At 58.9% G+C, this 16,882-nt stretch carries 19 protein-coding genes and 1 pseudogene; 6 read left to right on the top strand and 14 right to left on the bottom strand.

What is annotated here, in order from left to right; genetic code table 11:
* The first annotated feature begins 198 nt into the window (after positions 1-198).
* Positions 199-741 (top strand): CbrC family protein, encoded by a 543-nt coding sequence (locus tag FHT28_RS29865; protein WP_145646258.1) that lies wholly within the window; start codon positions 199-201, stop codon positions 739-741.
* Positions 742-955: 214 nt separating this feature from the next.
* Here the strand turns inward: FHT28_RS29865 and FHT28_RS29860 are convergent, their stop codons facing one another.
* On the bottom strand, positions 956-1,315 hold the full coding sequence (locus FHT28_RS29860; RefSeq protein ID WP_246704979.1) for a hypothetical protein: 360 nt from the start codon (positions 1,313-1,315) through the stop codon (positions 956-958).
* Positions 1,316-1,490: 175 nt separating this feature from the next.
* Between FHT28_RS29860 and FHT28_RS29855 the strand changes: the two genes are divergently transcribed.
* The gene (locus FHT28_RS29855; protein ID WP_145646257.1) at positions 1,491-1,952 is read left to right on the top strand and encodes a hypothetical protein; all 462 of its coding nucleotides are present in this window, start codon (positions 1,491-1,493) and stop codon (positions 1,950-1,952) included.
* A 54-nt stretch (positions 1,953-2,006) separates the two neighbouring features.
* Positions 2,007-2,321 (top strand): hypothetical protein, encoded by a 315-nt coding sequence (locus tag FHT28_RS29850; protein ID WP_145646256.1) that lies wholly within the window; start codon positions 2,007-2,009, stop codon positions 2,319-2,321.
* A 45-nt stretch (positions 2,322-2,366) separates the two neighbouring features.
* Here the strand turns inward: FHT28_RS29850 and FHT28_RS29845 are convergent, their stop codons facing one another.
* From FHT28_RS29845 to FHT28_RS29835, 3 genes are read right to left on the bottom strand one after another with little or no spacing between them, the layout of a single operon-like run.
* Positions 2,367-5,627: an error-prone DNA polymerase gene (locus FHT28_RS29845; RefSeq protein ID WP_145646255.1), complete on the bottom strand. Its 3,261-nt coding sequence runs from the start codon at positions 5,625-5,627 to the stop codon at positions 2,367-2,369.
* The gene (locus FHT28_RS29840) at positions 5,624-7,138 is read right to left on the bottom strand and encodes a DNA polymerase Y family protein (protein ID WP_145646254.1); all 1,515 of its coding nucleotides are present in this window, start codon (positions 7,136-7,138) and stop codon (positions 5,624-5,626) included. Before FHT28_RS29840 ends, FHT28_RS29845 begins: the two co-directional genes overlap by 4 nt.
* Positions 7,053-7,811: an ImuA family protein gene (locus FHT28_RS29835; protein WP_145646313.1), complete on the bottom strand. Its 759-nt coding sequence runs from the start codon at positions 7,809-7,811 to the stop codon at positions 7,053-7,055. Before FHT28_RS29835 ends, FHT28_RS29840 begins: the two co-directional genes overlap by 86 nt.
* A gap of 293 nt (positions 7,812-8,104) precedes the next feature.
* On the opposite strand from FHT28_RS29835, the gene FHT28_RS29830 reads away from it, so the two are divergent.
* Positions 8,105-8,878, top strand: a complete 774-nt coding sequence (locus FHT28_RS29830) for an SOS response-associated peptidase (RefSeq protein WP_145646253.1) — start codon at positions 8,105-8,107, stop codon at positions 8,876-8,878.
* 19 nt (positions 8,879-8,897) lie between these two features.
* On the opposite strand, the gene FHT28_RS29825 is transcribed toward FHT28_RS29830, so the two are convergent.
* The 6 genes from FHT28_RS29825 to FHT28_RS29800 form a co-directional block, all read right to left on the bottom strand.
* Positions 8,898-9,128 carry a hypothetical protein gene (locus tag FHT28_RS29825; protein ID WP_186450800.1) on the bottom strand — a complete coding sequence of 77 codons (231 nt, stop codon included), beginning with the start codon at positions 9,126-9,128 and terminating at the stop codon, positions 8,898-8,900.
* 147 nt (positions 9,129-9,275) lie between these two features.
* Positions 9,276-9,665, bottom strand: a complete 390-nt coding sequence (locus tag FHT28_RS29820) for a RidA family protein (protein ID WP_145646252.1) — start codon at positions 9,663-9,665, stop codon at positions 9,276-9,278.
* A gap of 379 nt (positions 9,666-10,044) precedes the next feature.
* Positions 10,045-10,803: an alpha/beta hydrolase gene (locus tag FHT28_RS29815; RefSeq protein ID WP_145646251.1), complete on the bottom strand. Its 759-nt coding sequence runs from the start codon at positions 10,801-10,803 to the stop codon at positions 10,045-10,047.
* Positions 10,804-10,943: 140 nt separating this feature from the next.
* On the bottom strand, positions 10,944-11,474 hold the full coding sequence (locus FHT28_RS29810) for a VOC family protein (protein ID WP_145646250.1): 531 nt from the start codon (positions 11,472-11,474) through the stop codon (positions 10,944-10,946).
* Between the two features lie 101 nt (positions 11,475-11,575).
* On the bottom strand, positions 11,576-12,424 hold the full coding sequence (locus FHT28_RS29805; protein WP_145646249.1) for an alpha/beta hydrolase: 849 nt from the start codon (positions 12,422-12,424) through the stop codon (positions 11,576-11,578).
* 50 nt (positions 12,425-12,474) lie between these two features.
* The gene (locus FHT28_RS29800; protein ID WP_145646248.1) at positions 12,475-13,299 is read right to left on the bottom strand and encodes an oxidoreductase; all 825 of its coding nucleotides are present in this window, start codon (positions 13,297-13,299) and stop codon (positions 12,475-12,477) included.
* Positions 13,300-13,481: 182 nt separating this feature from the next.
* Between FHT28_RS29800 and FHT28_RS29795 the strand changes: the two genes are divergently transcribed.
* Positions 13,482-14,342: a LysR family transcriptional regulator gene (locus FHT28_RS29795; protein WP_168598181.1), complete on the top strand. Its 861-nt coding sequence runs from the start codon at positions 13,482-13,484 to the stop codon at positions 14,340-14,342.
* A 45-nt stretch (positions 14,343-14,387) separates the two neighbouring features.
* Here FHT28_RS29795 and FHT28_RS29790 read toward each other — a convergent pair whose 3' ends face one another.
* From FHT28_RS29790 to FHT28_RS29775, 4 genes are all read right to left on the bottom strand, one after another.
* Positions 14,388-14,684, bottom strand: coding sequence for a chorismate mutase (locus tag FHT28_RS29790; RefSeq protein ID WP_015341837.1), 297 nt, complete (start codon positions 14,682-14,684; stop codon positions 14,388-14,390).
* 137 nt (positions 14,685-14,821) lie between these two features.
* Positions 14,822-15,409, bottom strand: a complete 588-nt coding sequence (locus FHT28_RS29785) for a DUF308 domain-containing protein (protein WP_168598194.1) — start codon at positions 15,407-15,409, stop codon at positions 14,822-14,824.
* A gap of 47 nt (positions 15,410-15,456) precedes the next feature.
* A complete protein-coding gene (locus tag FHT28_RS29780; protein ID WP_168598180.1) occupies positions 15,457-15,786 on the bottom strand; it encodes a hypothetical protein in 330 nt (109 codons plus the stop codon).
* A gap of 78 nt (positions 15,787-15,864) precedes the next feature.
* The gene (locus tag FHT28_RS29775; RefSeq protein ID WP_168598179.1) at positions 15,865-16,455 is read right to left on the bottom strand and encodes a TetR/AcrR family transcriptional regulator; all 591 of its coding nucleotides are present in this window, start codon (positions 16,453-16,455) and stop codon (positions 15,865-15,867) included.
* Positions 16,456-16,640: 185 nt separating this feature from the next.
* Between FHT28_RS29775 and FHT28_RS29770 the strand changes: the two are divergent.
* Positions 16,641-16,882, top strand: a pseudogene (locus tag FHT28_RS29770) (IS6 family transposase); the annotation flags it as partial.

The raw sequence follows: 16,882 nt of genomic DNA, 5'->3' as shown, positions 1-16,882 counted from the left end.
GGCAGGCGGCAAATCATCCTCTGCGCGAGCCCTCACGGATTATAGAAGTATCCCACCGCCGCCAGATATTGCGGATGGTCTTGCAATTCTGAGTCTTGCAACAAGACCAGGGCCTTGCCATTGATCGAATAGAAGTTGCCCTGACAAGAGAGCTCGCGCTCGACCCGTCTTCTTTGAAATAGGACCTCGGACTCACCAATGGCAATAGCTGAAGAGGATCTTCCTCACTTCGAGTATTTTCCCGACCCAATCGCAAACGGCTGCGTTGTGGCCATGCATGCGACATGCCCATGCTGCGGGAAAGACCGCGGCTTTATGTACCGCGGCCCAATATACTGCAAAGAGAACATTCCGCACGTATGCCCGTGGTGCATCCAAGGCGGCGAAGCCCAACGGAGATGGGATGCCTCTTTCAACGACGTCTTTTCCATACCGAAGGGCGTCCCGAAGCAGATAATTGACACGGTCTGCACCAGGACACCGGGCTTTGAAAGCTGGCAGGGCAATCATTGGCTTTTTTCCAAGACGGACGCCATGGTGTTCGTTGGCGAAATTGAGGGAGCCACTCTATTGGCTGAGGCGGACGACGCGAAAATAGCCGCCTGTCGGAGGGCGCTCGACGAATGGCACTTTCCTAAAGATTTCAACTTCGCCGAAATCACCCGAGGAGGCCAGCCGGCCGTTTATCTTTTCAGGGACAGGCAATCGGGTGAATACAGTGCCTATGCTGACATGACTTAAGGTGCTCAAGACTGCGGCAAGGCCGTCAGCATATCGCCCGGCTGAGGCCTCATTCCCCGAAAGGCGAACTCCTTCCCCCCTGCGCTTCTGGGTAAACAGTGATCCGGTCGCACCTCGACGAAGATGCTTTAGGCATTTGAAAGATTGACGTCATGAACGCACGGCGTGCTTCACGCTAATTGCGGCCATCAGAGCTAGTCAAGGAAAGGTGTTGTCACTGCTTGTCGACGAGAAGAGGGGCTGCCAATGGTTTGGGTTTGTTGCCCTTGTAGAACATCAGTCGCGCCAACTTGCAGTAGCTATCAAGATCGCTTTTGGCGTCCTTCTCAGCCCGCGCCATCTCAGGCTGGAAATTGGGATCGAGGGGCGGATAAACTCCGGTAGCGTATTCGTATCCCAACAAGAAATCGGCGTTTAACTCGAGTTTCCCGCAGTACATGCCTGCAACGACCGCGCCAGCGGAGTAGGACAGAAACCGTTCCCTATTCAATATTGGATGGGGCTGCGGTTCTTGGGCCCCTGCCATCGAACAACTGATCGACAATCCAGCGAAAACCAAAATTGCGCTTTTCAAACGACCTCTCCCACGGATTGTTTTGTTCTCACAATGTCTTGCAATAATTCGGTTAAATAGGTCTCAACCAATGCCGGAATGGCCACACTACCGACCTGCCGTTTACGACGCGCTACCAGTGTGCACTCTCGCTTTTTAGCCAAAGCTCAGATTGCTCAGGGAGGCATCATTACCGATGACCGCTTTGGCCCGACGGGAGCCTTTAAGCCAGTATCATCTTAAAGGTATTCCCACGGGAGGGGCAATCTGGCATGAAATCAATCGATCTCAAGACAAGAGCGAGCAAATGTCCGAAGGGGTACTAATCGACGAAGCGATGAGTTTGGGGCTTCAGGCCGAACTGCTAGGGATGCTCGATGGGAGCTCCCAGTATTTTGATGCTCGTTTCTTCGAGGACCTGGATCATCACTCCAGGCGATTGCGGTCGATGGCGCTCTTGCATCTGCAGTTCGCCGTTACCTTCAACTATACCGGTTCGGAGACGCGCCACATTACCATCGGAAAAATCATACATAGCACCTACCCTGACTACTTCGAAGCATGGAAACTTGCCGGGATTCCGGGGATGTCGTCATATCTGCTGAGGAAGATGCTCGCAGATTATCGATCACGCTCAGCACCGGGTTGTGACGGATGAGTGCGATGGCCTGCCCGGCTTGCACTTCGCTCATTTGCTCTAAGGGAGAGACAGATGCAGATCACGTTTGAGCGTGATAGCGTATGTGCTGGTGATGATGTTCTGGCGCCAAATGCTAGAGCTGTGACCTTTCCAGCAAGGCCTCGCATAACTGAAATCTTGCACGAAACCGGGCCAATCATCGACTATCTGCCTTGCGTGCAGGCATCTCGGACTCATTGGCTTGTATTGATCGACAAGGAATGTGTCGCAAAGATCAGTTTTACCTGTGAGCCGCGGCGGTCGCTTGCCATCACGATGCTTGTGTCTGATCGACACGTCGAAGCGGAACGGGTCTATTTTAGCGCCGCGGGACAAGAGCGCATTTAAGTGGGATTACTGTTGAATGTCGTCTTGGGCCAAGAGCAGCCCCTCCTACTGAAAATTCCGGCTCCTCACCTTCAACCTCTCAATAAGCCGATCCGGCTCATAAATCTCCCGCGCCTTCATTACCGACCGCTCCCGCGGATCCGGACTGCCAGGCGTCCCATGAGCGAACTCATCGCCGCGCCCGGTCGGTAGCCTGAAGGCCTCATCGCGATCGGCAAGGCCGGACAGATCGGATGTGAGATCAAAGAGCTGCTGGGCAACGAGATGCACGACCTCGCCTTCCCGCTGGATGCGGCCATTGATCGCCATCATCGAGGATCCGAGCACGATGCGCCGGCGCCGCTCGAAGAGGCTGGGCCAGACAACGACATTGGCCGGCCCGGTCTCATCCTCGACGGTGAGGAACATGACGCCCTTGGCCGAGCCCGGCTTCTGCCGCACGAGCACGAGGCCAGCCGTCATCAGCCAGCGCCCGTCACGGGCCGACATCGCCTCCTCGCAGGTGACGATGTCGCGGGCGGTGAGATCCCTGCGCAAGAAGGCGAGCGGATGCTGGCGTAGGGTGAGACCGGTATGGCTATAGTCCTGGATGACGTTATGGCCTTCCGTCATCTGGCGAAGGCTGACCTCTGGCTCCCGCTGCTCGGCGATCGTCTTCTGCTCGCGCTCGGCCGCCGCGGCAAACAGCGGCAAGGGTTCATCCCTCAGTGCCTTGATGGCCCAGAGCGCATCGCGGCGCTGCAGATTGAGCGACGGCAGAAAGGCGTCCGCCTCGGCAAGCTCGACCAGGGATGCGGCCGGCACGCCGGATCGCCGCCAGAGATCATCGACGCTGTCGAACGTCTGGTCAGCGCGGGCGGCAATGATGCGGGCCGCATCGATCTCAGCCAAACCATGGACCATGCGCATGCCGAGACGAACGGCATGGCGATCGCTGCCCTCGACCGGTTCCAGCGTGCAGTCCCAGCGTGAGCGATTGACGCAGACCGGCCGGACCTCGACACCATGCTTGCGGGCATCGCCGACGATCTGGGCCGGGGCGTAAAAGCCCATCGGCTGCGAGTTCAGAAGGCTCGCGCAGAAGGCGTCGGGATAGTGGCGTTTCACATAAGCTGAGGCATAGGCGATGAGCGCGAAACTTGCGGCATGGCTCTCGGGAAAGCCATAGGAGCCGAAGCCTTCGAGCTGCGAGAAGGTCTTTTCGGCGAATTCGGGCGTATAGCCGTTCCGGACCATGCCGGAGACGAGCTTGTCCTTGAACTTCGACACACCGCCGGTGAACTTGAAGGTCGCCATCGACTTGCGCAGCTGATCGGCCTCGCCGCCGGTAAAGCCGGCGCAGACCATCGCCACCTTCATGGCGCTCTCCTGAAAGAGCGGCACCCCGAGTGTCTTACCGAGAACGGCCTCCAATTCCGGTGTGGGATACTCGACCTTTTCCTTGCCCTCGCGGCGGCGCAGATAGGGATGGACCATGTCGCCCTGGATCGGGCCGGGCCGGACGATCGCCACCTGGATGACGAGATCATAGAAGGTCCGCGGCTTCATGCGCGGCAGCATCGACATCTGCGCCCGGCTTTCGATCTGGAAGGTGCCGAGCGTATCGGCCTTGCGGATCATCGCATAGGTCGCCGGATCCTCCTGGGGGATTTGAGCCAAATCGAGATCCAGATGCTTGTGGTTCTGGATCAAGGCAAAGGCCTTGCTCATGCAGGTGAGCATGCCGAGCGCCAGCACATCGACCTTCATGAATTTTAGCGCTTCGACGTCGTCCTTGTCCCATTCGATCACCTGCCGGTCAGCCATCGTCGCGGGCTCGATCGGCACGAGATCGTCGAGCCGGTCATGGGTCAGCACGAAGCCGCCGGGATGCTGGCCAAGATGGCGCGGCGCACCCATCAGCTGCTGTGCCAGTTTTAGGGTTAGAGCCAGCCTGCGATCATCCGGATTGAGGTTGAGCTCGCGCAGGCTACGTTCGGTCACCAACTCTTCGGACCACGACCACATGCCCGATGACAGCGACTTGATCACGTCCTCCGGCAAGCCCAGCGCCTTGCCGACATCACGGATCGCGCCCTTGGCACGGTAGCGCGTGACGGTCGCACAGAGTGCCGCCTTGTCATGACCATAGGTCCTGTAGATCCACTGGATCACCTCCTCGCGCCGCTCATGCTCGAAGTCGACATCGATGTCAGGTGGCTCGTCGCGCTCCTGGCTGACGAAGCGCTCGAACAGCAGATTGTTGGTCTCGGGATCGATGGAAGTGATGCCGAGGATATAGCAGACGGCGGAATTGGCCGCCGATCCCCGCCCCTGGCATAAGATGCCCTGGCTGCGGGCATAGCGGACGATGGAAAACACCGTCAGGAAATAGGGGGCGTAGCTCATGGTGCGGATGAGATCGAGCTCATGCCGGATCACTTTTAACACCGATGGCGGCAGACCCTCGGGATAGCGGTTCGGAATGCACTCCCAGACATAATGCTCGAGGGATTCCTGGGCGTTTTTGCCGGGAACGATCGCCTCCTCCGGATATTGATAGGTGAGCTCGTCCAGCGAGAACGTGCAGCGCTCGACGATCTCGAGCGTCCGGGCGAGCGCTTCGGGATAACGCGGAAAGAGCCGCTCCATTTCTTCCGGAGGTTTGAGATAGCGGTCGGCATGTCTTTCGCGCTCGAAGCCGATATCGTCGATGGTGGAGGTGTTGCGAATGCAGGTGACGATATCCTGCAGCTGCCGGCGCGACGGTTCATGGAAAAGGACGTCATTGGTGACGACCGTCTTCACCTTGAAGCGCGCCGCGAGATTGGAGAGCTCATGCAGTCGCAGCTGATCATTGGGCCGCCGGCGCAGGCAGAGCAACAGATAGGCACGATCGCCGAAGATCTCGGAAAGCTTCCGGAGCTGAAGGGCACAGGTCTCGTCGGCAAGATCGGGCACGAGAATGCCGATCAGGCCCTCGGCATAAAGAGCGACGTCCTCGAGATGCAGGATACAGTTCGCCTTGCCGCCCCTGCCCTTGCCCAGCGTCAGCAGCCGGGTCAGGCGGGAATAGGCGGCGCGATCCGTTGGATAGACGAGGATCGACATGCCGTCGGCAAGATCGAGACGGCAGCCGACGACGAGGCGCAGGCCGGTCGCCCGCGACGCCTCCAATGCCCGGACGATACCGGCGAGCGAATTGCGGTCGACGATCCCAAGTGCGCTGATGCCCAAATCCTTGGCCGTCCGGAACAGCTCGTCGACCGACGACGCGCCGCGCAGGAAGGAGAAATGGGTGGTGACCTGCAGCTCGGCGTAGCTCATGCGAAGATCCCGTGGCAAAACCAGCGATGCGAGCCCGTAGCGGCATCGACGCCATCGCCGGATCGGAAGATCCAGAGCCGCTCGCCACTCTCGTCCTCGATCACGAAATAATCCCGGACCGCATCGAATTCGGAACTCCTGGTCCACCACTCCCCGAAGATGCGCTCCGGCCCATCGGCGCGCCTGACCCGCCGACGCTTGCCGCGCCAGGTGACGGAGACGGGCGGATGATCCGGCAGCAGCGCGATGACGTCGATCAGTTCCGGCCGTGCCAACAGCCGCACCGGCCGCGGCCAATGATGCACCCAGGTTTCCGCGACGTCTTCGGCTGCCGCCGCGATCCGCCGGATGCTGCGTTCGGGCACGTCGGATGCGACGGGCGCGATGCGATAGACGCGCTGTCCGCGATTGCCGAAGGTGTCGATCAGCGGCGTGATGTCCTGATCTCCTTCGTCGACGAGCGACGACCGCTGCTCCTCGCCGAGCGGTTCGGTCATGACGGCGATGAGCGTCAGTTTCTCGATGCCAAAGCCGGGCTCGATTTTTTCCGTTCGATCGCGAAACAGTTTGCTCAGCCAGGCGACGTCGCGCGCTGGTTTGGCCGTGCCGGCGCGGATTGCCTGCCTGCTGCCATCGACCTTTTCGACAATCAGGTCGGTGCGGCGGACACCGAGACCTCTACGCTGCAGTTCGGCCACCAGCCTGATGATGAGACGGCCGACATATTTGTCGATCGTCTCGGCGGCACCGATCGGTTCGGCAAAAGCACGGCCAACTTCGATCCATTCCGGCGCCCGGATGGGATCGATCGGCTCGGCTATGCGGCCGAACATCTGGTCGAGACGCCTTCCGATCTCCGGTCCGAAGCGCAGCGCCAATGGCGCGCGCGGCGTCGCCGACAGTTCGCCGATGGTTTTGAAGCCGAGTGTGCGAAGACTGGCGACGATCTCTGGAGATAGCCGCAGATGCGAGATCGGCAGGTGTTCGACGGCGCGGGCGGTCTCTCCCGGTGGGATGATGACGGTCTCGCGATGGGTGGCCCGGGCACAGGCATGCGCCGTACCCCAGGTGTCGGCGATCGCCGCATGGACAGTGAGCCCCCTCGCCCGGAAGCGGTTGACGATCCCAGTCAGCATAGGCAGCTCGCCGCCCTGCAGGTGATCGGCGCCTTCCGTATCCATGACGATGCCATCCGTGCCGTCGACGGAGACGATCGGAGAATATTGCGTGAGGGACCAGAGCGCGATCCGCTCGAGCGCTTGCGCATCGGCTGCCGGATCCGCATCGACGAACTGCAGACCCTGCACCATCGCCTGTGCCTTGGCGGCCGGCATGCCCAAGCGGATGCCCGCTTCCCTGGCCTTTGCATCGGCCGCCGATATCCAACGCTTGGAGCCGCTGCTCGCGATCAGCACCAGCGGCCTGTCAGGCGATAATTCTGCTTTTTGATCCATGCGCCTGATCCGCTCGATTGGCAGGTCCGGCAGATAGATGGATACGACCCGTGGCATCGCACGCTCCCACGACAAACTCAGCGCACTCACCCGCCTTCACTCTCATTAATTCAAGCAGCCATCGCGGCCGCCCGACGCCCGGAACCGGCAATTCCTCCGATGGCAGCACGCTCACCCGCCACCGCGTCGTCGACGCCGTCGGCTGCCCGAAATCCGAGGCCTCCCCCTGCCGGCGCCAACGCCGGACCACCAAGCCCATAGTTCCGGTCTTTTCCGCCGCCAGCTGCAGGCGGCGCGACGCCACCATCGGCAGCCGGACGATCTCGCCGACGACGGCGCCAAGCCCGCCAAAGGCCAGGGCCTCTTCCATCGAGGCGAGAACGTCCTCTTGCGCGTCGGCCTCGACGAAGATGACCCGATCGGGATGAAGACCAGCCTGCGCCAATGCTGGAAAGAACAGGTCCGGCCGCGTCAGGCACCAGACGATCTTTCCTTTGGTCCGGGCGGCAATACCGGCGGCAAACAGGGCCGCGGCCGCGCCATCGACCACCCCTGCCCCGCCGCCCGCGAACTCGTGCACCGCGCCATAGGCGAGGCCACCGTCCGGCAATACGGCATCGATCTCAGGCACGCCGAAAGCGAGACAGCCGCTCCTCCTGTCTGCGTTTCCTTCCAGTAACGCAATGCGATCCTTCAGATCGGATATCACCCTGTTACGGGCAGCGGTCATCATTCACGGGCCCCTGCAAGGTCGTGTTGGTATCGACCTAATGTCGGTCAAGTGTATTTGTTCACTAAATGTTCCAAGTCGTTTTACGTGTCAAGCAACCCGAAATAGGAATATTATCCCCCTATTTTAGTCGACTTTAAGATTCGCGTTGGGAATCATGGACATGACTTCGAACGGGCGGTGATGAAGCTTGAGGAGAAATTTTCGGCGCCAATCCGCCAACAGCTGCCAGTTGGCATTCCGGCGCCTCGTCGGCTACCATGTGCCCAGCTTCAAGGGGAGATGGAGCGTCTATGTGCAACCTGTACCGCATGGAAGATAAGGACTGGGTAAACAAGTGGGCTCAGGACGCCGAGAGCCTGATCAACCTGATGCCGGCCTATCAGATGAACCCCGACCAGATGGGGCCGATCGTCCGCAACACCATCGACGGCAAGAAACAGCTCATCCATGCGCGCTGGGGGCTTCCCTCCCCGCGCTTCGCCCTTGAGAAGCTAGCCCAGGCCAAGGCCGAGAAACTGCGGGCCAAGGGCAAGGAGTTCCACTTCGAGCAGCTGGTGCGCGAGCAGGTCGACCGTGGCGTCACCAACGTCCGCAATCTGAAGTTACCGCATTGGAGGCGCTGGTTCGGTGTCGAGAACCGCTGTCTGGTCCCTGTCACCAGCTTCGCCGAGCCGGATCCGGCAAGCCAGCAGGATGGCGGCAATGTGCCGAATGCTTGGTTCGCCCGCGATGAAAGCAAGCCGCTGATGTTCTTTGCCGGTATCCATGTTCCGCAATGGATATCCGTGCGCAAGGTCAAGGACGGCTTCACGACCGACGATCTCTACGGGTTCCTGACGACCGACGCGAACGATCTCGTCAAGCCGATCCACGACAAGGCTATGCCGGTGCTCCTGCTGACTAAGGAAGAGACAGATGTCTGGATGAGAGCGCCATGGGAGGAGGCGAAGGACCTCGCGCGGCCATTGCCGGATGATGCGTTGATCGTCGCGGGACGTGAGCCCTATGGCTCGGCCATCGTCACCAAGGAAGGCGAGCTGGTCAGTCGATCAGGCTTACCATAGCGAGCCTCGTTGTGGCCGTTCAATGAACGGATAGCTGTTCGGACAAAAGGAGTTCGTGCACTGCTGTATCGACGATCCCCTTGAGCCGACGCCAACCGCAGAGGTTCCGTTCGCTCACCCGTTCCTGGATCGCGGCCAGCATCCAGCCGGCGGCAGCTTCATCGTCGGCGTTCTTGTGAATGTTGAAACGGGCTAGACATGCTTCGATGCGTGGGCGCGCTGACCCACAATCGCGATCGATCGTCACCACGAGTGCGCATGCCTCCTGATAGGCCTTTGCGATCCGCCGCTTCCCTTGCGCTCCGGTCGAGCCATAGTCAGTCGCCTCAGATTCTCTAAGCGGTTGTAAACTTTATGCTTCAGCGTAAAGGGATCGCTCGCGACAAAATAGTTTCCATTATCGCTTAACGGCAACACATTTCACCTCAGCGAGGAGTCCCGGGTGGGCGAGTTCGGAGACACCTATTCGGGTCCACGCATAGGTTCCCTTCGGAAATACCTCGTTTTTAACAGTCCGGAACACGTCCATGTGCTTGGACATTTCGACGTGATAGCTTGTCATTTCCACGATGTCATCGAACGTGCAATGCGCGGCTTCCAGAACAATCCCTAAGTTGTCCCACATAGCTCTGAATTGTTCTGACGGATCGTGAATAATCTTTAGATCCTTTGTCCGTCCTACTTGGCCAACGACGTAAATTGTGTCTCCGACTTTAACCGCAGGAGCATAGCCTGCGCGGCTGACGATCTCCCGCATCTCATCGGGTATGATGATCTCTCGATCCATAGTGGTCCTCGCAATCTCTGGTGTGGTTGCCAGCGGCGCTGGAACATGTGTCGCGAAAATCTTAGGAGCCGCTGGGTCAGCCAGTACGAATGACCAACGGTACAGTTATCTTTTCACGTCGACCGCCGGAATGCATCTGTGTGTTTTCAGTTGAAGTCGAAGAGGTTCATCATGTGGCACAAACGGTGACGGACCTCACAAGGTGTCAGGGTAACTCAGCCGATGACGCTCTTTATCGTTGAGCCATAGACAGCTGTGTTTAGGAAGGCTTTTTACCGAGTTAAGGCACTTGTCTCAAAATCGCTGCGTCACGTTCCGAGATCTGACACAGTGAGCAAGTTGATCGACATAAGCGCCTTATGCAGACGGCATACCGCAGCTATTTGGTAGCCTTGACTGCTTCCTCGATAATCTTTGCCACTGCAGCCGCCTGTGAGATGTAGATAGCGTGGCTGCCCTCCACCTCTGTCACCGTTGAGCCGGCACGTTTGTACATCCAACGCTCCAAGTCTGGGTTGATGGTCTTGTCATTCCTGGCGACAATTCCATAGCTAGGCTTGTCGTGCCAAGCCGCAACTGGAACCTGCGAATTGGTGGCCGCGACGGCGACAGGCATCTGAGACCGGGCCATGAACTCCGCCTGATCCTTGGGTAGATCTGCCCCGAAATCTGCGGCGAACTTCTCTCGGTCGATAAGCAGGAAGCCATCCTTGGTTGGTCTGATATCATTCGTCGGCGCAGGCATCGATTGGAGCAACTGTGCAGTGCTTTCGCCTTTTTCGGGCTGCAGCGCCGCGACATAGACAAGGGCCTTCACCTTAGGATCATCTCCTGCCGCCGTGATGATCGTACCCCCGTAGCTGTGACCGACGAGAACGACGTCTCCGTCCTGCTGATCAAGCACACTTTTCGTGGCAGCAACGTCCTGGTCCAAGCTTGTCAGCGGCTGCTGGACAATGCTGACATTATAGCCGTCCCGGGTCAGGATGTCATAAACGCCGCGCCAACCGGAGCCATCCACGAGCGCTCCGTGGACGAGCACGATATTTCGCGGGCCGGATAAGGCGGGCGCTGTCGCCGCAGCAGAAGACAAAAGTACGGCCGTAAGGCCAACGGCTGCTTTGTTGAAAATCGACATGGTCGGTGATTCCTTCATATTCGTGTTGCGAAATCGGTCTTGATCCGGTGTCGGAGATGGACGCGCAACCTGCCAGCACCGAGGCCGCAGCCATCCCGACAGAAAGCTGCGGCGAGAGGTTATGCTCTCAAAGCTCACACTTATTCCTCGTCCTGCCACCTGCGCAGATCCGTCTGGTCGTGATAGGCCATGCGGTCGGGCGTTGTGATAAACTCAATCGTCGTGCCCCATGGCATGCGGCAGTAGCAAACCTTGTTTCCAGGACCTTTCTCGGTTGCATAGGGAATAGCGCGCGGCGCAGTGAGAGACGTTCCTCCGGCCCTTTCGAAGCGCTCTACCGATGCGTCGATGTCGTCGGTGTAGACCCCGAAGTGGGTAATGCCGAAGTCGCTCGCTCGAACCGGCTGGGCTTGTTCGGAGCCGTGCATTTCAAAGAGCTCGATGTCAGGCCCGTTGCCGATTTTGACCATCGCCTGCGCGCGCACGACCGTTCCGGGGAAAGCACCCGTGGCCCGCTCGAATTCGGGTCCCTGCCGCGGCGGATCCTGTGGTCCGAACGATTGATAGATTACCTGGCCGCCGAAAGCGTCCACCAGAAACGATTTTGCGGCTTCGATGTCGGGCACCGTGATGCCGATGTGATTGACGCCGCGAATTTGAGGTGCGGTCATGACACTTTTCCTTTCATATTGAATCGATCGAATGCGATGGGTGCGGGCGCAACTCGCCCGCAATGTCGCGATCAGGCCCACGACGGGGCGGTCGCAGAATTTCAATTGGGCTTGAGAAAATCGATCAGAGCGGCCGCGACTTCGTCCGGCCGCTCGTCGGCAACATAATGGCTGCACCGCTCAATCGACCCACCCGTCACCTTGCTGGCGAACTCCTTGAGCATCGGGACCATATGCGCACCGAACCGCTGATCCCCGCCGAGACCTAGCACCGGTATCTCGAGCGGTTGCCTTTTGTACTCGAGTGCAGCCGCATGGTCGGCAGTGAGGGTGCGATACCATTCCAGGCCGCCGCGCGTGCGGCCAGGAAGGGCCATCGCCTTCGCGTAGATCTCGATGTCCGTCGGATCGAAGGTGCTGTGATCGTAGAACCGCTCCGCCATGAAGGCCGAAACATAATCATATTCACGGCCATGAATCAGGCGCTCCGGTAGATCCCGGTTCATATGGAAGCTGAAGTGCCAGATCCTTGCAGTCGTCGCCTCCCATTGCGTCCAGCCGGGAAGCGGAACGTCGAGCACGGCCAGGTGAGTAACAGCCTCCCGATAGATGGCGGCCTGCGGCAACGCCACCATTCCGCCGATGTCATGGCCGCACACGGCGTAGCGTTCATGCCCAAGGGCAACCATGACCTCGTGCGCGTCGTGCGCCATCGTGGCCTTGTCATAGCCGTCAAGCGGGCAGTCGGAAAAACCCGCGCCGCGCAGATCCATGGCCACCACGCTGAAATGCGCGGCGAGCAGCGGCATCACATGGTGCCATTCCCACCATATTTCCGGCCAGCCGTGAAGCAGAAGGATCGGCGGACCTGAGCCCCCCGTGACAGCGTTGATCTTGATGCCATTCACCGGCACCAGCTGCTGGGTAAACCCCTTCAAAGTTGCGATCATGATTACTTTCCAGTCGATGTTGACATTCAAACAGAGCTTGCGGCCAGCGCTCAGGGCTGGTCGAAATCGGTGGCGATCGTGATGTCGCGCCAGGCGTCGATATCGCTGCGGAAGGAAGAAAGCTTTCGCTCGGCGATCGAATGCGCGATCGGGCCGAGCGGCAGATGAAGCGGGGCGGCATCGGCATCGACTGCCTGCAGGATCACCGCGATCGCCTTGTCGGGATCGCCTGCCTGACTGCCGTTGTTGGTTTCGCGATAGTGCTTGCGTGAGGTCGCGGCGTATTCCGGCATCTCGTTGGCCGCAACCGTAATCGAACGTCCAAGGAAATCGGTGCGAAACGGCCCAGGCTCGACGATCAGCACGCGGATGCCGAACGGCTTCAGCTCGCCGGCGAGTGCTTCGGAAATCCCTTCCACAGCGAATTTGGCGGCGTTGTAATAACCTCCCCCGCCGCCGCCCGCGATGCCTGCGCCGGACGACATGTTGACGATCGTTCCGCCCGAACGTCGCAGGACGGGAAGGGCGGCTCTGGTGGTTTCGATCAGACCGAACACGTTCACCTCGAACATCGGCCGATATTCTTCGGGCGTGCCTTCCTCGATCGCGCCGAACAGTCCGTAGCCGGCATTGTTCACGAGTACGTCAAACCCGCCGAATGTCTCGACCGCCTTTGCGACCGCTGCCTGAGCTGCCGCCGGATCGGTCACGTCGAGCGGCAAGGTGATCATGCGGCCGCCGAAAGGCTCAGCCATTTCCTCGATCGCTTTGACATTGCGGGCCGTCGCGATGACCCGATCGCCGCGCTGTGCTGCAGCAAGCGCGAGCCGCTGGCCAAAGCCGCTCGAGCAGCCTGTGATGAGCCAAGTTTTCATTAGCTTTCTCCGATTGCTTGTAGACGACGCCAATGACGCGTTTCCCTCACACGAGCGACCTCATGAAAATCGTCGAATCTGCAGGAGGGACGCCTAGACGATGATAAAAATCTAAGTGCTTAGATTTGTTCTTTAAGTGACAGAACTGTATTCTCGGCGTTCAGTTTTGTAGGGGCATGACGATGGAATGGAGTGATGTCAGAATCTTTCTTGCTGTCGCGCGATCCGGCACGCTCGGCGGCGCCGCGCGTTCTCTTCAGACAAGCCATCCGACCGTCGGCAGGCGCCTGCGCGCACTTGAGCAGGCGATCGGCCACACGCTCTTCCAGCGGACTGCGGACGGTCTTGTTCTGACGGAAGAGGGCCACGGGATCATCGCGCTGGCGGAGCAGATGGAAGAAGGCGCGCTGGCCATGGAGCGCCGGCTTGCGGGGCAGGAGCAGAATCTCAAAGGCAGTCTGCGCATTTCATCAGCGGACTGGTTCGGGGCCTACGTACTGCCTCCCATCCTGGCGGATTTTTCCAACGCCTACCCCAATGTCGACGTCGAGATCCTGACCGGCACGCGCCTGTTCAACCTCGCTCAGCGCGAGGCCGACATCGCTTTTCGTATCGTTCCGTTCAACACCGCCGATGTGGTTCAGCGGCGGCTTTTCAAGCTCGAATACGGTGCCTACATCGCCGAGGAGTCGCCTGATCCCAAATATGGCGACGGGACTGGTTTCCGCTTGATCACCCACGATACGTCGACAGGGCAGTTCCCCGATATCGCCTGGCTCATCGAGAGTTTCCCCAACGCGAGGCCCGTCCTGCGATCGAACAACCGCAACGTCCAGGGGCGCATGTGTCGGCAAGGCGTCGGGATCGCCGTCCTTCCCCGCGTGGTCGGCAGTCAGATCGCGGGTATCCGCCGACTGCAACTGCCGACGCCGCCGCCGGCCCGAGACATCTGGATGGGATATCACCGGGATCTACGACGTCTTCAGCGGCTTCGCGCGTTTATTGCGACCGTATCGGACCATCTCGTGAACGCGGCCGCATGATGAGCGGACCGAGCTCATCATGCCTGCGGAAAATCTCCGAGATGTCTATCTTTGGGCCGCAATCTCCTTGTGCCGCTTCACCACGGTACCGACGATGAGCTTCATAAGGCTGTCGACGAATTGTTGATCAAGGCCGAGCTCATTGGCAATATTCCTCAGCCGATCCATTTGGCGTCGCTCCCGCTCACTATCGGTTGCTGGCATAGCCTGCTCCGCTTTTAAGTTGCCGACTTGCTCGGTACAACGAAAGCGTTCGGCCAATATATGGAGGAGAGCCGAGTCCAGGTTGTCGATGGTCTTTCGATAGGACGCAAGTTGCTCTGACGTATTCTGGGTATTCATCTAATTATCTTCCAAACTGCTTTCACACGCACCATGTGGGCGTGAAGAAACGGGACAAGGGCAAAGCTGCGCTCTCAATGGCACCGACTTTCAAAAAAGGGCAGCTTCATACTCATGCTTTACGGGGCGCCGGCACCTCAAAGCTCTGCTCCGCGCAGGCTGCGACGCGAGAGCGCCACAGTCAGCCATATTGCCGAAACCAGAAAATAAAATGCCCCGACGCCAGCGTATCCGGCGACCGTGGAGATAGAAGGCTCCTGAGGCATTTGCGCTTGAAAGATAAAGAGCGCGCCCGCCACGGCGGATTGGCCGCCGCTCAAAACCATTACCCATTGACCGCCGCTCGTTTTCCAACGCCGGACGGCAGTCCCTAGCTGCAGCAGCCCTGAGAAAATCGCCCATAGACCGAAGGCTCCGAGAACCCAGTTCATGCTCATTGTCAGCGCCAAAATCACGACAATCGTCATAACCGAGCTCGCCATGACGTTGATCGCCTGGCTCCGGTTGACGGCAAAACCACCGCTCCTGCTAGCGTCAACGACGTTGGCGACGGCATCCCAAGCCGGATAGATGACCAAAAGAGTGGCAGCCACCGCAAACGAATGCTGTCCGAGAGTGAATGCAGCCGCTACCCAGAGCACCGAGAACACCGCTCGGGTAAAATAGTACTGCTTTAGCCATTGGTCGTTGCCGCTCGCAACACGGGAGGTCTGATTGTTCGACATTGTTTCTTCCACTTTCTGGATTGATGAAATTGTTCACGCGGGTTCTGTCACAAGAAGCCCACATGCTTGCCGAATGGGGTGTTCTCGTCCCACTCATTTCGGCCGATCCGATCGCTTTCGCCGGAGAGCTTCCCGACCGGCTCGTCGGAAATCTCGATGTCCTTTGAGCTGTCGCGAGACTGAACCTCTAACCCACCGGCCTCATTGCTCTCCAAGCGCATGCGTTTCTCGAACGCCTCGTTGATCGCCCCTTGCCGCTTAGCGACCCATCGGCCATCAGGATCGGAAAGGATCGAATTGGTTTGGCTGATCTCAACCTGTCGGGAAGACGCGGTCGCTGAAATCGGCATTACTTTCTGAACTTTGCGTTTGCTCATGAATTGTCACCACTCTTCCTACTAGTTGGTAGTTTCGCGTGATGCGAATTTATCTGAGTAGCACTAGCCACCGCAGGATTAGTGAGCGACGATTGGAGTCAGTCGGTTAAGAGCTGGTGTCATTATCGTCCCGAACACCTCCGGTTTCCCATAGGCTCTCGCGGAGAGAATCGCCCCGTACACCGTCGCCAGAAATGCCTCCGCTTCAACATGCGGCTCGCTCGTGAGGTTTAGCGAGCCTTGCCTGGACCCACGTTCCATCACCGAAGCCAGCCACGATGAAATGAAGCGAAAGAAATTCGTCACCTCCGTTGCGACTTCCGGCGGAAGGGATGGCAGTTCACTGGCAAGCAGAGCGCACACGCAATACGGTCTGCTCGCATCCTCGATGCATTTGGCCCAGTGGTTTGCATAGACCTTGAGAATGTCCAGTGCATCTGGGACGTTCTGCTCAAGGGCCGCCACACTCGCGTGGCCGTCTTCGCGATAGCGCTTGACCAGCTCACGCACCAGATCGACCTTACTGGGGAAATGGTGGTGGATACTGGCCTTCCGGATTCCGACCACTTCCGAGATGTCGGCATAGCTGAAGCCATTGTAGCCTCCACTCACGATCAGGTTTCGGGCGGAAGCCAGGATATCGTCGGAGGTGGTTGAAAGATTGCTCATAACGAGCACCTACCTTCTAGTAGGCAGGATGTCAATAACAAAAGTTCTTGATTTCTACGTCGTCGAAACTGTGATGGCTTTCCAACGGCTTGCTTTAGCTGCAGACGGTCGCTCCAACCGCATATGCCTATGAGCGGTAGCGTCGGGTTAACGTCTCTGTGGTAAACGGGTTGGTATTGGTGGCAATGACCGAAATCTCTCCTGCTCACTTCAGACGCCACCGTTTTCCCGCCGAGATCATCGCCTATGCGGTCTGGCTCTATTACCGGTTTCCGCTCAGCTTTCGAGACGTCGAAGATCTGATGGCCGAGCGCGGCATTGAGGTCTCGTTCCAGACCGTCTCGGAATGGGCTGCGAAGTTCGGCCTCAAATTCGCTCATCAGCTTCGTCGACGGTCCCGCGGTCAATTTGCTGATAAATGGCAGCT

The organism is Rhizobium sp. SG570, assembly GCF_012275345.1.
GTDB classification, from domain to species: Bacteria; Pseudomonadota; Alphaproteobacteria; order Rhizobiales; family Rhizobiaceae; genus Rhizobium; species Rhizobium lusitanum.
Note: the sequence above shows the minus strand (reverse complement) of the source record. Positions and strands in the feature narration are given on the sequence as shown.

Bases quoted from the DNA above. Each gene is read 5' to 3' on its own strand.
- FHT28_RS29865 (WP_145646258.1), top strand. From the start codon at position 199: ATGGCAATAGCTGAAGAGGATCTTCCTCACTTCGAGTATTTTCCCGAC.
- FHT28_RS29855 (WP_145646257.1), top strand. From the start codon at position 1,491: ATGACCGCTTTGGCCCGACGGGAGCCTTTAAGCCAGTATCATCTTAAA.
- FHT28_RS29850 (WP_145646256.1), top strand. From the start codon at position 2,007: ATGCAGATCACGTTTGAGCGTGATAGCGTATGTGCTGGTGATGATGTT.
- FHT28_RS29845 (WP_145646255.1), bottom strand. From the start codon at position 5,627: ATGAGCTACGCCGAGCTGCAGGTCACCACCCATTTCTCCTTCCTGCGC.
- FHT28_RS29840 (WP_145646254.1), bottom strand. From the start codon at position 7,138: ATGCCACGGGTCGTATCCATCTATCTGCCGGACCTGCCAATCGAGCGG.
- FHT28_RS29835 (WP_145646313.1), bottom strand. From the start codon at position 7,811: ATGACCGCTGCCCGTAACAGGGTGATATCCGATCTGAAGGATCGCATT.
- FHT28_RS29830 (WP_145646253.1), top strand. From the start codon at position 8,105: ATGTGCAACCTGTACCGCATGGAAGATAAGGACTGGGTAAACAAGTGG.
- FHT28_RS29820 (WP_145646252.1), bottom strand. From the start codon at position 9,665: ATGGATCGAGAGATCATCATACCCGATGAGATGCGGGAGATCGTCAGC.
- FHT28_RS29815 (WP_145646251.1), bottom strand. From the start codon at position 10,803: ATGTCGATTTTCAACAAAGCAGCCGTTGGCCTTACGGCCGTACTTTTG.
- FHT28_RS29810 (WP_145646250.1), bottom strand. From the start codon at position 11,474: ATGACCGCACCTCAAATTCGCGGCGTCAATCACATCGGCATCACGGTG.
- FHT28_RS29805 (WP_145646249.1), bottom strand. From the start codon at position 12,424: ATGATCGCAACTTTGAAGGGGTTTACCCAGCAGCTGGTGCCGGTGAAT.
- FHT28_RS29800 (WP_145646248.1), bottom strand. From the start codon at position 13,299: ATGAAAACTTGGCTCATCACAGGCTGCTCGAGCGGCTTTGGCCAGCGG.
- FHT28_RS29795 (WP_168598181.1), top strand. From the start codon at position 13,482: ATGGAATGGAGTGATGTCAGAATCTTTCTTGCTGTCGCGCGATCCGGC.
- FHT28_RS29790 (WP_015341837.1), bottom strand. From the start codon at position 14,684: ATGAATACCCAGAATACGTCAGAGCAACTTGCGTCCTATCGAAAGACC.
- FHT28_RS29785 (WP_168598194.1), bottom strand. From the start codon at position 15,409: ATGTCGAACAATCAGACCTCCCGTGTTGCGAGCGGCAACGACCAATGG.
- FHT28_RS29780 (WP_168598180.1), bottom strand. From the start codon at position 15,786: ATGAGCAAACGCAAAGTTCAGAAAGTAATGCCGATTTCAGCGACCGCG.
- FHT28_RS29775 (WP_168598179.1), bottom strand. From the start codon at position 16,455: ATGAGCAATCTTTCAACCACCTCCGACGATATCCTGGCTTCCGCCCGA.